Origin of the sequence: Nisaea denitrificans DSM 18348 (assembly GCF_000426505.1) — a bacterium.
Classification (GTDB): Bacteria; Pseudomonadota; Alphaproteobacteria; order Thalassobaculales; family Thalassobaculaceae; genus Nisaea; species Nisaea denitrificans.
The window spans coordinates 1,173,264-1,185,730 of the sequence record NZ_AUFM01000011.1; the positions used below are offsets into that span (position 1 = coordinate 1,173,264).

The following is a 12,467-nucleotide window of genomic DNA, read 5'->3' on the forward strand; positions in this document are numbered from 1 at the left end:
TGGAGCCCACCCCGTAGGGCCCCGGAGCATGCCGGACGGGATCCGTTCGGCAATCAGTTCAGACGAGAGGACTTGAAAGCGATGCACTTCACGAAAAAACTTGGGATCGGCGCCGTCGCGGCCGCGATGTCGCTCTCCCTCGCCGGCACGGCCCAGGCCGTTGACCTGCAGTTCTTCTTCCCGGTCGCCGTCGGCGGCAAGGCAGCGGACACGATTGAAGCCCTGACCAGTGAATATGCCGCGGCCAACCCGGACGTAAAGATCGACGCCGTCTACGCCGGCAGCTACCAGAACACCGTTACCAAGGCACTCACGGCAGCACGCGGCGGTCAGCCCCCGCAGCTGTCTGTGATCCTGTCGGTCGACATGTTCACCCTGATCGAGGAAGAAGCCATTGTCGCCTTCGACGATCTGATCAAGACCGACGAAGACAAGGCTTGGCTGAAAGCCTTTTATCCCGCTTTCATGGAAAACAGCCAGACCGGCGGCAAGACCTACGGCATTCCGTTCCAGCGCTCCACTCCGGTGATGTACTGGAACAAGGAAGCCTTCAAGAAAGCCGGTCTCGACCCGAACACCCCGCCGGCGACCTGGAAGGAACTGGTCGAGTTCGGCAAGAAGCTGACCGTCAAGGACGCCTCCGGCAACGTCACCCAGTGGGGCGTGCGCATCCCGAGCTCCGGCTTCCCCTACTGGCTGTTCCAGGGTCTGACGACCGAGAACGACGTCATCCTGGCCAACAGCGACGGCAACAAGACCAACTTCGCCGATCCGAAAGTGATCGAAGCCCTGCAGTATCTCGTCGATCTCAGCGCCAAGCATAAGGTTATGGCGCCGGGCATCATCGAGTGGGGTGCCACTCCGAAAGCCTTTTTCGAGGGCGAGTCCGCCATCATGTGGACCTCAACGGGTAATCTGACGAACGTCCGCGACAACGCGCCGTTCGAATTCGGTGTCGCCATGCTTCCGGCTAACAAGCGCCGCGGCGCGCCGACCGGTGGCGGAAACTTCTACATCTTCAAGGACTCCACGGACGCGCAGAAAGCCGCCTCACTTGACTTCATCAAGTGGATCACCGCTCCGAAGCAGGCCGCCAAATGGTCCATCGCGACCGGTTATGTCGCGCCGCGCGCCGACGCCTGGGAAACCGCCGAGATGAAGGCCTATGTCGCCGACTTCCCGCCGGCACTGGTCGCCCGCAACCAACTCGAATATGCGGTTGCCGAGCTCTCCACCTACCAGAACCAGCGCATCACGAGCATCTTCAATGACGGTCTCGAAGCCGCCATTACCGGCAAATCCTCGCCGGAAGAAGCAATGAACGATGCGCAGCAGAAGGCGGACAAGATTCTCAAGGACTACCGCTAAAACTCCGGGACCCGGCGGCGGGCTTTGGCCCGCCGCCGGTCTTTTTTTCGACCACCGAAAGCACCGCGCGCCATGGGCCCCACAGCAAAAAGAACCTGGATTCATGCCTGGCTGTTCCTGAGCCCGGCCATGATCCTGCTGATTGCCTTCACCCACTATCCGGCAGCGGTCACCCTCTTCCACAGCTTCTTCTCCACGCCGCGCGGCAAGCGAGAGGCGAAGTTCGTCGGCCTTGAGAACTACGAAACGCTGATCGCGGACAGCACGTTCTGGACCGTCCTGGTCAACAATCTCTGGTACGCGCTTGCCACCATCCCGCTTTCGATCGGCATTGCCATCGCCATGGCGCTCTGGGTCGACAGCAAGCTGAAGGGCCGGTCCTTCGTCCGGATGGCCTATTTCACCCCGACCGTGCTGCCGCTGATCGCCGTCGCCAATATCTGGATGTTTTTCTACACGCCCGGCTTCGGCCTGATCGACCAGATCCGCGGCGCCTTCGGTTTCGCGCAACAGAACTGGCTCGGCGATCCGGAAAGCGCGCTGAACGCCGTCATCGTGGTGGCGATCTGGAAGGAAGCCGGTTTCTTCATGATCTTCTATCTGGCCGCGCTTCAGACCATCCCCACCTCCCTCAGGGAAGCCGCTGCGATCGAGGGGGCCGGTCGCTGGTACTTCTTCCGCCGCGTCACCTTCCCGCTGCTGATGCCGACCACCCTGTTCGTTTCTGTGAACGCGATCATCAACTCGTTCCGGCTGGTCGACCACATCTTCATCATGACGGAAGGCGGCCCGGACAATGCCAGCTCGCTGCTGCTGTTCTATATCTACGAAACCGCATTCCGGTTCTGGGACACGGCCTATGCCTCGACCCTGACGGTCGTTCTGCTGCTGATCCTGTTCACTGTGGCCATCGGCCAGTTCCTGCTTCTCGACAAACGGGTGCATTACCGATGAGTGCCGCCAGAGCCTTCCGCTTCGACTATGACCGGGCGCTGAGCACAACAGCCGCATGGGCACTCGCCCTCGTCTGGTTCGCCCCGCTGATCTACGCCGTCTGGACAGCGTTTCACCCGACCGAATTCTCCACCCGGTTCGTGCTGACAGCGCCATTGACGCTGGAGAATTTCGCCGCCGCCTGGAACGCCGCCCCCTTCGCCCGCTATTTCCTCAATACGGTGTTGCTGGTGACGTCGATCCTGATCGGCCAGTTCGTGCTCTGCACCCTTGCCGCCTTCGCCTTTGCCCGGTTCGAATTCCGCGGGCGGGACACCGTCTTCGTGCTGGTGCTGCTGCAACTTCTGGTGATGCCGGATATTCTGATCGTCGAGAATTACCGGACCATGCGGTTTCTCGGTCTGGTCGACACCATCCTCGCCATCGGCCTGCCCTACATGGCGTCCGGCTTCGGCATCTTCCTGCTGCGCCAGACCTTCAAGACCATCCCGAAAGAGCTGGACGATGCCGCCCGGGTCGAGGGTGCCGGGTTCTTCACCATTCTGATGAAAGTCTATGTGCCGCTGGCCAAGCCGACCTACCTCGCCTACGGGCTGGTCTCGGTCAGCCACCACTGGAACAACTTCCTGTGGCCCTTGATCATCACAAATTCGGTCGAGACACGGCCCGTGACGGTCGGCCTCAGCGTCTTCGCCTCGACCGACCAAGGCATCGACTGGGCCGTCATCACCGCCGCAACGCTAATGACCTCCGGCCCACTACTGATCGCCTTCCTGCTCTTCCAACGGCAGTTCGTTCAGAGTTTCATGCGGGCCGGGATCAAGTAGGGGTCAGGGCACAACCTTGCCCGGATTCATGATCCCTTTCGGATCGATCGCCTTCTTGACCGCCTGCATCAGGGCAATTTTCGAGGGCGAGCCGTATTTGACCAGATACGGAAGCTTTTCCGAGCCGATGCCGTGCTCGGCGGAGATGCTGCCGCCAAGCGCGACCGTGCTTTCGTACATGCGCTCGGAGAGACCGGGGCGCTTAACCTCCCATTCCTCGTCGCTCATGCTTGCCGGCTTACGGGCCGTGTAATGGATATTCCCGTCCCCCATATGGCCGAAACAATTGAAAGTCAGACCCGGCACATACGTGCTTAACGCGGCCTGCGACTGATCGATGAAGGTCGCCACCTTGGAAACAGGGACCGAGATATCGCCGGCCATACGCGGGCGACCGTCCCGGCGTCCGGCTTCTGCCTGCTCTTCCCGAATCCGCCACAGATCCCGGCGCTGACCTTCGCTCTCGGCGATCACGCCATCGGTCACCCAGCCTTTTTCCATTGCCTCTTCGAAGATCGCTTCCAGCTTGGCGCGGAGATCGTCCAGCGGGGACGGTGTCGCCATCTCCAGCAGCACATACCAGGGAGACGAAGCGGACAGCGGATCGGTGATCCCCTCGATGTGCTTCAGCACCAAGTCGAAAGCGGCACGAGGCATGATCTCGAAGGCGAGGATCGTGTCGCCGGATAGCTCTCGCGCGCTCGCCAGCAGATGCTGTGCCTCATGCGGTGACGGCACTGACAGCATCGCGGTCTCACGGATGCGCGGCAGCGGCATAAGACGGAAAGCCGCGGCGGTAACAATGCCAAGCGTGCCTTCCGCGCCGATGAACATCTGCTTCATGTCATAGCCGGTATTGTTCTTCCGCAGCGTTTCCAGCCCGTCGAACACGGAGCCGTCCGGCAGCACGGCCTCGATGCCGAGGATCTGCTCCCGGGTATTGCCGTATTTGATCGTGTTGTTGCCCCCGGCATTGGTCGAGAGCGTGCCGCCAATCGTGCTGGAGCCTTCAGACGAGAGGGAGAGCGGGAACAGCCGCCCTGCCTCTGCCGCAACCGCCTGCATGTTCTGGATCACGCACCCTGCTTCCGCGATCATCGCGTAATTCTCGGGGTCGAGATTACGCACAGCCGTCAGACGGTCGGTCGAAACCACGATGGTCGGACGCGGTTCTGTCGGGATCGAGCCGATGGCAAGGCCGGTATTGCCGCCCTGTGGCACGATGGCGATCTCTGCCTTCGCCGCTACACGAACGACCGCCGCCGTCTCCTCCGTCGAGGCCGGGCGGGCGACGCCGAGGGCGTCGCCGGTTGGCGTGCCGCGCCAGTCCGTGCGGTATTTCAGCGTGTCGTTCGGATCTTCCAGCCAGCCCTTCGATCCAAGAATGGACCGGATTTCCGTAAGTGCTGCATCGATGGACTGGGGCGTCTGATCGTTCACCCACTTTCTCCCGTTGAGATGATTTCAGGCGGGAGGCTATCAGCGATCAAGGGAGGCGCCAATCAGACGGGCAATCTGTTTATGGAAATTCTCTCGGTCAGTTCCAGACGCTGTGCGGCACCGAACAGCGCTCCGATGCGCCGCGCCGCCTCCTGCATGCCGCCGTCGAAATCCTCTTTCGAGGTCTCGGCCCGCACCATGGAAAGGGATTGCGAGAGGGTTTTGTCATCCTCGGCAACGCTCAGCAGCGTCAGGATAAGGGTTGCCAGCTCGCGATCCGGCTCATTTTCCGAATCGTCGGTGAGAGTTTGGGCAAATAGTCGGGACATCTAAACCTCCTCCGGTGCACCCCGCCCGGGTTAAAAATGGACACAGCGTTGGCAGGTCTCCTGACTCCCGGCTCTTCGATCCGCGCCGCCTTCCCAGCCCATCAGGGCCAGTGGCATACCGGTCGGATCTTGCCGGTTACAGTTGCGGGGGCAGTCCCGGACTTGCGGCGATAAAGCCGCGCACCGGATTCCCTTTTGTCCCGAAGGACACCAACGCTGAAAGGCTCGTCTTTGCGGCCTGCTGTGTCAAGGCAGCAGGCGGGCAATCACTCGCGGATCAGCCGTTCCAGCTCGCGAATGAAGGTTTCCCGGTCTCTTTTGGAGAAAGCGGGACCACCGCCCGAAACTTCTCCCATGGCACGGAGGTCGGACATCAGGTCCCGCATCGCCATGGCCATGCCGATTCCCGCCTCGGTGAACTCCTTGCCGGAATGACCGATCGCCTTGGCGCCGAGCTCGATCGCCCGCCGGGCCAGCGGAATATCGCTGGTGATGACGATATCGCCCGCCGCCACCTTGCCCACAATCCAGTCATCCGCCGCATCGAACTTGTCGGAGACCAGGATATTCTGAACATTCGCTCGGTCGCCGGTCCGGAAACCACGATTGCTGACAACGTAAACCTTAATGTCGTGCCGATCGGCAATCGACAGGATCTCGCTCTTCACCGGGCAGGCATCGGCGTCGACATAGACAGACTTCATTGCGTGCTTTGCCCCTTTTGCAGACGAACAACCATGCTAGGTTCCGAGCCCAACCTGATCGCATTCAACATTAAGCTGGCCAAGAAACACGGATGTACACGGTCCTTCAAGATTTGACAGTCGTCGAGGGCGCATCTTTCATCGCCGCCCCCTCCTGTACCCTTAACATGCTGCAGATGGGCGCGACGGTCATCCGTTTCGACGCCATCGGCGGCGGCCTCGATTACCGGCGCTGGCCAAAGGCTCCGAACGGCTCCAGCCTCTATTGGGAAGGCCTGAACAAAGGCAAGAAGTCCGTGGCGCTGGATCTGCGCAATCCGGAAGGCCGGGAGCTTGCCCTTCAGCTTGCAACCGCCCCCGGTAAAGGGCGCGGCCTGTTCGTCACCAATTACCCGGTCTCCGGCTTCCTCTCGCATGAGGCCTTGAAGGCGCGGCGCGCGGATATCATCACAGTCCGCGTCATGGGCTGGGCCGACGGCACCCAAGGCGTCGACTACACGGCCAATGCCGGTGCCGGTTTCCCGTTGATGACCGGCGATCCGGGTCCCGTCGGCGAGAAGCGCCCGGTGAACCATGTGCTGCCCGCCTGGGACCTGATCGCCGGTGCCAATGCGGCCTTCGCCATGCTGGCGGCCGAACGGGAGCGCCAGAAGACCGGCCAGGGCGCCGAAATCCGGCTGCCGCTTGGCGATGTCGCGCTCACCACCCTCGGCACCCTCGGCCAGGTTGCCGAAGTGATGACGGAGGAAGAAGACCGGCCAAGCTTCGGCAACGATGTGTTCGGAGCCTTCGGGCGGGACTTTCGGACCAGCGACGGGCATTACATCATGCTCATCGCCCTTTCGCCCCGGCAATGGACCGGCTTGCTGACATCCCTTGGCATCGACGCGGAAATCGCCGCCATCGAGGAAGAGACCGGTGTGAGTTTCGCCAAGGATGAAGGGCTGCGCTTCGAATATCGGGAGAAGATCAATCCTGTCGTCGAGCGCGTTGTCGCGGCGGAGACGCTGGATACCCTTGCACCGCGCTTCAAGGAGAACGGTGTCTGCTGGGAGCCGTACCGCACAGTGCGCGAAGCAGTCGCGAGCGAACGCTTCAAGACCATGGGCAAGCCTTACAGCGACGTCACCCACGGCAGCGGGCTGACTTATCCGACTTCCGACACGCCGATTGATTTTTACGGACAGGCCTCCGAGGTTCCAACACCGGCACCGCAGTTGGGACAGCACACTGATGAGGTTCTGGCGGATTTTCTCGGTCTCGACAGTGGCGCCATCGGGCGGCTGCACGATGAAGGCATCGTCGCCGGTCCCGGGCATGCCGACTGAGCCGCACCATGACACACTCGAAAATGACACGGGAAGAGTTCGCGGCCTTCGATGTTGCCGATCCCCTCGCTTCGTTCCGCTCAGAATTCGAGCTGCCGGAGGATGTGATCTACCTCGACGGCAATTCCCTCGGACCGCTGCCCCGCATCGCGCGGGAACGTGTTGCCGCCTGCGTCACGCACGAATGGGGTAACGGCTTGATCCGAAGCTGGAACGATGCGGGATGGATCGATCTTCCCATGCGCGTCGGCGGCAAGATCGGCGCGCTGATTGGAGCCGAGGCGGATAGCGTCGTCGCGGCAGATTCGACCTCGGTCAATCTCTTCAAATGCCTCTCCGCCGCGCTGGCGCTTCGGCCGGACCGTTGCGTCATCGTCTCGGAGGAATCTAACTTCCCGACCGATCTCTATATGGCGGAAGGTCTGTCTGCATTGCTTGGCGGCCGGCACGAACTCCGGCTGATCGAGGATCCGAACGAGCTGCCGGACGCTCTTAAAGACGATGTCGCGGTGCTGATGCTGACCCATGTGAACTACCGCACCGGATACATGCACGACATGAAGGCGGTGACTGACGCCGCCCGCGCCGCAGGTGCGCTGACGCTTTGGGATCTTGCTCATTCCGCCGGTGCGGTTCCGGTCGACCTTGCAACGGCCAAGGCGGATTTCGCGGTCGGTTGCGGCTACAAATACCTGAATGGCGGCCCCGGTGCCCCGGCATTCCTCTATGTCGCGCCGCGCCATCAGGAAGCAGCCTCCCAGCCCCTCACCGGCTGGTTCGCCCACAAAGCACCGTTCGCTTTCGATCACCGGTTCGCGCCGACGGACGGGATCGGGAAATTCCTTTGTGGCACGCCGCCGGTGCTGGCCATGACAGCGCTCGATGCGGCGATGGACATCTGGGCCCGTGCCGACATGGATGCGGTCCGGGCGATATCAGTGGCGCTGACCGAGAGCTTCATCACCCTGGTCGAAGAGCGGTGCGCCGGTCTCGGCCTGACACTCTCAAGCCCGCGAGATCCAGCCCAACGCGGCAGTCAGGTCTCTTTCGCGCATGAAAACGGCTATCCGGTGATGCAGGCCCTGATTGCCCGTGGCGTAATCGGCGATTTTCGGGCACCGGACCTTCTGAGGTTCGGCTTTACGCCGCTCTATACCCGGTTCACGGACATCTGGGATGCGGTCGAGCAGCTGCGTGACATCCTGAAAACCGGCGCCTGGGACCGGCCGGAATTCCATGCACGGGCGGCTGTTACCTAAGCTTCCGGAAAACACTCCCGAAACCGGCGTTCTCCCTCTCCGGTAAAGGAGACAACGCGGGAGCCTTCGATCCGGTGCGCCCAACCAAGATCGTAGAACCGATCCAGTAGCCCGGTGCCGAGCGCGCCCGCCAGATGGGTCCGCCGCTCGCTCCAGTCGAGGCAGGAACGACACAACGGACGGCGGGATTTTTCCAGATCCGGCAGAGCGATACCAAGTTCGCCGACGAAGCCTTCTCCCGCTTCCGTAAGGAAAATCTCTTCGCCATCTTCCGCCAGAAAATCCCGCGTCACCATGCTGTCGAACATGCGGACACCATAGTCCCCGGCCAGATGATTGTAGCAAACCCGCGCCTTGCGCAGCGCCGGATCGCGCGGGCCGGTACGGGCCCGCATATGTCCGCGTTTCGCTGCCAGCCCCATCATGGCTTCCAGCAGATTTCCCACTTCGTCATCCGCCAGCGCGAAATAGCGGTGCCGTCCCTGCTTGCGCTGGGTGAGCAGACCGGCCGTTTCCAGTTTGGAGAGGTGGGAGCTTGCCGTCTGTGCCGTAATGCCGGCCTCGGCGGCAAGCTCGCTCGCCGTCAGGGCCTTGCCGGTCATCAGCGTGGTCAACATGTTCGCCCGTGCCGGGTCCCCAATCAGGGAGCCGATAAGAGCAATGTCGGGTCCTTCTTTCATACTTCGATCATAACCGAAGCATGAACTCGCACCAAGATGAGAATGTCCGCCCGTCACACATGGAGGACAGAATGCTTACCTGCTTTATCCGCTATCACATCGACCCGACCAAGAAAGCGCAATTCAATCAATATGCCCGGAACTGGGGCGAGGCCATCCCTCGCTGCGGCGCCGATCTGATAGGCTATTTCGCCCCACATGAGGGTTCCACAACGCTGGCCTATGGTGTCTACAATATCGAGAGCCTGGCCGCCTACGAGGCCTATCGCGCGCGACTTTCGGCTGACCCGCTCGGCAAAGAGAATTATGAATTCGCGCAGAAGGAAAAGTTCCTGCTGCGTGAGGACCGGACTTTTCTGATCAATGCGTCAAATCCGGCGCCAAAGAGAAACCCATAGGGAGAGACGCGCCATGATAGCCGTCATTTTCGAAGTTGAACCGCATCCGGACCACAAGGACGGGTATCTGGAAATCGCCGCCAGCATGCGCGCGCTCGTCGACCAGGTTGACGGTTTCATCTCGGTGGAACGCTTTCAGAGCCTGACCAACGAGGGGAAACTTCTATCCCTCTCCTATTTCCGTGACGAGAAAGCGGTCGAGGACTGGCGGAACCTCGTCGCCCACCGCCAGGCTCAGGCGCAGGGCCGCGATAAGTATTTCAAGGATTACCGGCTGCGCATCGCCTCCGTGTTGCGGGATTACGGGTTGAATGACCGGGAACAGGCGCCCGCCGACAGCAAGGAAGTGCACAAGGCGGGCGCTGCCTGACCCCTTTAGCGCCCCTCGAAGCGCGGGGGGCGTTTCTCAAGAAACGCGGCAATGCCTTCCGTCAGGTCATGGGTCGGGACCATGCGGGCAAAGTAACCCGCTTCAATCGCCAGCCCCTCATCAATCGGCACGTTGATACCCCTAGTTACGCTGCCGAGGCATGCAGCGACAGCCAGCGGGGAGAATTCCGCGATCTTGCCGCTCAAGGCGAAAGCTTCATCGAGAAGCTTTCCCTTCGGCACAACGTCGTTGATAAGCCCAAAATCGCATGCCTGCCGGGCAGTGATCGGATCGGCTGTCAGCAGCATCCGCAATGCCCGTTTGCGACCGATAAGACGGGGGAGCCTTTGCGACCCGCCAAAGGGAGGAGCGAAACCGAGCCGGATTTCAGCCTTACTGAACATTGCCTCCTCACATGCAAGAGCCAGATGGGCAGATTCCGTGATTTCGCAGCCACCACCATAGGCAAGACCGTTCACGGCGACGATGACGGGTTTCGGATAGGTTTCGATCCGCGCGGTCATCGCCTGCCCCCGCCGGACAAACTCGCGCATGGCTGTCTCCTGCCCAGCGCGAACGCTCGGCGCAAAGCCTTCGATGTCCGCGCCTGCGGAAAAGGCGCGATCCCCCCCACCTGTGAGAATTACCGCCCGGATATCATCATGCGCCTCGCATTCGTCGAGACAGCGCACCAAATGATCAATCAAGTCGTAGTTCAGCGCATTCAGCTTGCTGGGACGGTTCAGGGTCAAGAGCGCCGTCTTGCCGTGCTGTTCGAAGAGAACCGGGTCCGACATTTTCATACCTTTCAATGGGTTGCATGTCGGACGGACTGTCAACGAGGTGCGAATGACTGTACATTCACTAGACGGTATACATGACGCGGATACGATCAGCCCGACGCGAACACTGATCATTGAGGCCGCCGCGAAGCTCTTCTACGAGGAGGGCATCAGAAGCACGAGCGTGGAGGCCATCGCCAGCCGGGCAGGTGTGACCAAGCGCACGCTCTATTACCATTTCACCAGCAAGGACGAACTTGTCGCCGCCTATCTCGAAGCGCGCGACCAGCCGACACTTGCCCTCTACAAACGCTGGTTCGACGAAACGCCCGGTCCGATTAGCAGCAAGATCGAGGGTATTTTCACGGCCTTCGCCAAGGCGTCCAACAAACCCTCATGGAAAGGCTGCGGGTTTATGCGAACTGCCGCCGAACTCGCAGCCCTGCCTGGCCACCCCGCTATCGCCGCCGGAGCTCGTCACAAGAAGACGTTCGAAGACTGGCTTCGCGGGCAACTCATAAGCGCGGGCGCTTCCAATGCTGGCGATACAGCCCGCCAGATCCTGCTGCTCCTGGATGGCGCAGCATCGGTCATGCTTATCCATCGCGATCCGTCTTATGTGGAAACAGCCGGAAAACTGGCTGCATCCCTTGCAACGCCAACGCCTGCTAGCCAGCCGAACGCTTGTCGATGATCCTGCGTGCCTTGCCCTGGGAGCGTTCGACGCTCCCGGGCTCGCCCACCCGCACCGCGGCGGTGACACCGATTACGCTCTTGATGTGATGTGCAAGCTCCGCACCGCTGGCCTCCCGTGCCTCTTTGCTTGCGGCATCCGACACCGCCTCGCTGAGCACGGTCATGTTGTCCATCCGGCCATAGCGGGTCAGTTCGATCTGGTAATGCGGCGCCAAACCTTCGCATTTCAGAATCTGTTCCTCGATCTGGGTCGGGAAAACATTCACGCCGCGCACGATCATCATGTCGTCCGAACGCCCGGTGACTTTCTCCATCCGCCGCATCGTCCGGGCGGTTCCCGGCAGCAACCGTGTCAGATCCCCGGTGCGGTAACGGATCACCGGGAAGGCCTCTTTCGTCAGCGAGGTCAGGACCAGCTCACCACGCTCACCGTCCGGCAGTACCGCGCCGGTGGCCGGGTCGATCACCTCCGGGAAGAAATGGTCTTCCCAGATATGCAGACCGTCCTTGGTTTCCACACATTCGTTTGCCACACCCGGCCCGATGATCTCCGACAGCCCATAGATATCGACCGCGTGAATGCCAAAGGCCTCTTCGATCTCCGTCCGCATGGAGCCTGTCCAGGGCTCCGCACCGAAAATCCCGACCTTGAGCTGCGTATCTTTCGGATCAAGTCCCTGCTCCCGGAACTCGTCCAGAATCGAAAGCATGTAGGACGGTGTAACCATGATTACCTGAGCACCGAAATCGCGGATCAGCGTGACCTGCCGCTCGGTCATCCCGCCCGATGCCGGAACCACGGTGCAGCCCAGCCGCTCCGCGCCGTAATGTGCCCCGAGCCCACCTGTGAACAGTCCGTAACCATAGGCAACATGCACCACGTCACCCGCCCGGCCGCCGGACGCGCGAATGCTGCGGGCCATGACCTCGGCCCAGACGTCGATATCGTTCTTTGTATAACCAACAACCGTCGGCTTTCCCGTCGTCCCGGAGGAGGCATGCACACGGGCCAGCTTTTCCCGCGGCACGGCGAACATGCCGAACGGGTAATTCTCGCGCAGTTCGGCCTTCCGGGTGAACGGCAACCGCGCCAGATCTGCAAGCGAGGAGACATCGTCGGGATGCACTGCCGCATCCTCGAACTTCTTCCTGTAGACCGGTGAGTTCTCGAAGGCGTGCCCGAGACTCCATTTCAGCCGCTTCAATTGCAGCGCTTCAAGCTCGTCCCTGCTGGCCCGCTCAATCGGGTCCAGATCTTCACGTTTCGGCGCAATATCCTGCACGCCTTCCTCCCTTGTGTCGTGCCACCTCATAGCGGGCGGCTTCGTTCTT

The 12,467-nt window shown here is 61.3% G+C and carries 14 protein-coding genes and 1 riboswitch; of the genes, 8 read left to right on the forward strand and 6 right to left on the reverse strand.

Going from position 1 to position 12,467, the window contains the following annotated elements; all coding sequences use genetic code 11:
• Nucleotides 1–81 precede the first annotated feature (81 nt).
• From K328_RS0106450 to K328_RS0106460, 3 genes are all read left to right on the forward strand, one after another.
• Nucleotides 82–1,368 carry an ABC transporter substrate-binding protein gene (locus K328_RS0106450; RefSeq protein ID WP_028465271.1) on the forward strand — a complete coding sequence of 429 codons (1,287 nt, stop codon included), beginning with the start codon at nucleotides 82–84 and terminating at the stop codon, nucleotides 1,366–1,368.
• Between the two features lie 72 nt (nucleotides 1,369–1,440).
• Nucleotides 1,441–2,322 (forward strand): carbohydrate ABC transporter permease, encoded by an 882-nt coding sequence (locus K328_RS0106455; protein ID WP_028465272.1) that lies wholly within the window; start codon nucleotides 1,441–1,443, stop codon nucleotides 2,320–2,322.
• Nucleotides 2,319–3,149 carry a carbohydrate ABC transporter permease gene (locus K328_RS0106460; protein ID WP_028465273.1) on the forward strand — a complete coding sequence of 277 codons (831 nt, stop codon included), beginning with the start codon at nucleotides 2,319–2,321 and terminating at the stop codon, nucleotides 3,147–3,149. Before K328_RS0106455 ends, K328_RS0106460 begins: the two co-directional genes overlap by 4 nt.
• Before the next feature lie 3 nt (nucleotides 3,150–3,152).
• Here the strand turns inward: K328_RS0106460 and K328_RS0106465 are convergent, their stop codons facing one another.
• The 3 genes from K328_RS0106465 to K328_RS0106475 all read right to left on the reverse strand — a co-directional run bounded on the left by K328_RS0106465 (nucleotide 3,153) and on the right by K328_RS0106475 (nucleotide 5,622).
• A complete protein-coding gene (locus tag K328_RS0106465) occupies nucleotides 3,153–4,589 on the reverse strand; it encodes an FAD-binding oxidoreductase (protein WP_028465274.1) in 1,437 nt (478 codons plus the stop codon).
• Nucleotides 4,590–4,651: 62 nt separating this feature from the next.
• On the reverse strand, nucleotides 4,652–4,918 hold the full coding sequence (locus K328_RS0106470) for a hypothetical protein (RefSeq protein WP_028465275.1): 267 nt from the start codon (nucleotides 4,916–4,918) through the stop codon (nucleotides 4,652–4,654).
• A 33-nt stretch (nucleotides 4,919–4,951) separates the two neighbouring features.
• Nucleotides 4,952–5,148: riboswitch (cobalamin riboswitch) on the reverse strand.
• 36 nt (nucleotides 5,149–5,184) lie between these two features.
• Entirely contained in the window at nucleotides 5,185–5,622 is a 438-nt protein-coding gene (locus tag K328_RS0106475; protein WP_028465276.1) for a YaiI/YqxD family protein, read from the reverse strand.
• Between the two features lie 92 nt (nucleotides 5,623–5,714).
• Between K328_RS0106475 and K328_RS0106480 the strand changes: the two genes are divergently transcribed.
• The gene (locus tag K328_RS0106480) at nucleotides 5,715–6,950 is read left to right on the forward strand and encodes a CoA transferase (RefSeq protein WP_028465277.1); all 1,236 of its coding nucleotides are present in this window, start codon (nucleotides 5,715–5,717) and stop codon (nucleotides 6,948–6,950) included.
• A gap of 8 nt (nucleotides 6,951–6,958) precedes the next feature.
• On the forward strand, nucleotides 6,959–8,209 hold the full coding sequence (gene kynU, locus K328_RS0106485; protein ID WP_028465278.1) for a kynureninase: 1,251 nt from the start codon (nucleotides 6,959–6,961) through the stop codon (nucleotides 8,207–8,209).
• Here the strand turns inward: kynU and K328_RS0106490 are convergent.
• On the reverse strand, nucleotides 8,206–8,889 hold the full coding sequence (locus K328_RS0106490) for an ArsR/SmtB family transcription factor (protein WP_028465279.1): 684 nt from the start codon (nucleotides 8,887–8,889) through the stop codon (nucleotides 8,206–8,208). The genes kynU and K328_RS0106490 overlap by 4 nt on opposite strands.
• 71 nt (nucleotides 8,890–8,960) lie before the next feature.
• Between K328_RS0106490 and K328_RS0106495 the strand changes: the two genes are divergently transcribed.
• Entirely contained in the window at nucleotides 8,961–9,287 is a 327-nt protein-coding gene (locus K328_RS0106495) for an NIPSNAP family protein (protein WP_028465280.1), read from the forward strand.
• Between the two features lie 13 nt (nucleotides 9,288–9,300).
• Nucleotides 9,301–9,657 carry an antibiotic biosynthesis monooxygenase family protein gene (locus K328_RS0106500; protein WP_028465281.1) on the forward strand — a complete coding sequence of 119 codons (357 nt, stop codon included), beginning with the start codon at nucleotides 9,301–9,303 and terminating at the stop codon, nucleotides 9,655–9,657.
• Nucleotides 9,658–9,662: 5 nt separating this feature from the next.
• Here the strand turns inward: K328_RS0106500 and K328_RS0106505 are convergent, their stop codons facing one another.
• Nucleotides 9,663–10,454 carry a crotonase/enoyl-CoA hydratase family protein gene (locus K328_RS0106505; protein WP_028465282.1) on the reverse strand — a complete coding sequence of 264 codons (792 nt, stop codon included), beginning with the start codon at nucleotides 10,452–10,454 and terminating at the stop codon, nucleotides 9,663–9,665.
• 52 nt (nucleotides 10,455–10,506) lie between these two features.
• Between K328_RS0106505 and K328_RS22845 the strand changes: the two genes are divergently transcribed.
• The gene (locus K328_RS22845; RefSeq protein WP_051284597.1) at nucleotides 10,507–11,133 is read left to right on the forward strand and encodes a TetR/AcrR family transcriptional regulator; all 627 of its coding nucleotides are present in this window, start codon (nucleotides 10,507–10,509) and stop codon (nucleotides 11,131–11,133) included.
• Here K328_RS22845 and paaK read toward each other — a convergent pair.
• On the reverse strand, nucleotides 11,108–12,418 hold the full coding sequence (gene paaK / locus K328_RS0106515; protein ID WP_028465283.1) for a phenylacetate--CoA ligase PaaK: 1,311 nt from the start codon (nucleotides 12,416–12,418) through the stop codon (nucleotides 11,108–11,110). The two genes, K328_RS22845 and paaK, sit on opposite strands and share 26 nt — an antisense overlap.
• Nucleotides 12,419–12,467: the final 49 nt, after the last annotated feature.

Bases quoted from the DNA above. Each gene is read 5' to 3' on its own strand.
- K328_RS0106455 (WP_028465272.1), top strand. From the start codon at position 1,441: ATGGGCCCCACAGCAAAAAGAACCTGGATTCATGCCTGGCTGTTCCTG.
- K328_RS0106450 (WP_028465271.1), top strand. From the start codon at position 82: ATGCACTTCACGAAAAAACTTGGGATCGGCGCCGTCGCGGCCGCGATG.
- K328_RS0106460 (WP_028465273.1), top strand. From the start codon at position 2,319: ATGAGTGCCGCCAGAGCCTTCCGCTTCGACTATGACCGGGCGCTGAGC.
- K328_RS0106490 (WP_028465279.1), bottom strand. From the start codon at position 8,889: ATGAAAGAAGGACCCGACATTGCTCTTATCGGCTCCCTGATTGGGGAC.
- K328_RS22845 (WP_051284597.1), top strand. From the start codon at position 10,507: ATGACTGTACATTCACTAGACGGTATACATGACGCGGATACGATCAGC.
- K328_RS0106475 (WP_028465276.1), bottom strand. From the start codon at position 5,622: ATGAAGTCTGTCTATGTCGACGCCGATGCCTGCCCGGTGAAGAGCGAG.
- K328_RS0106505 (WP_028465282.1), bottom strand. From the start codon at position 10,454: ATGTCGGACCCGGTTCTCTTCGAACAGCACGGCAAGACGGCGCTCTTG.
- K328_RS0106495 (WP_028465280.1), top strand. From the start codon at position 8,961: ATGCTTACCTGCTTTATCCGCTATCACATCGACCCGACCAAGAAAGCG.
- kynU (WP_028465278.1), top strand. From the start codon at position 6,959: ATGACACACTCGAAAATGACACGGGAAGAGTTCGCGGCCTTCGATGTT.
- K328_RS0106480 (WP_028465277.1), top strand. From the start codon at position 5,715: ATGTACACGGTCCTTCAAGATTTGACAGTCGTCGAGGGCGCATCTTTC.
- K328_RS0106500 (WP_028465281.1), top strand. From the start codon at position 9,301: ATGATAGCCGTCATTTTCGAAGTTGAACCGCATCCGGACCACAAGGAC.
- K328_RS0106470 (WP_028465275.1), bottom strand. From the start codon at position 4,918: ATGTCCCGACTATTTGCCCAAACTCTCACCGACGATTCGGAAAATGAG.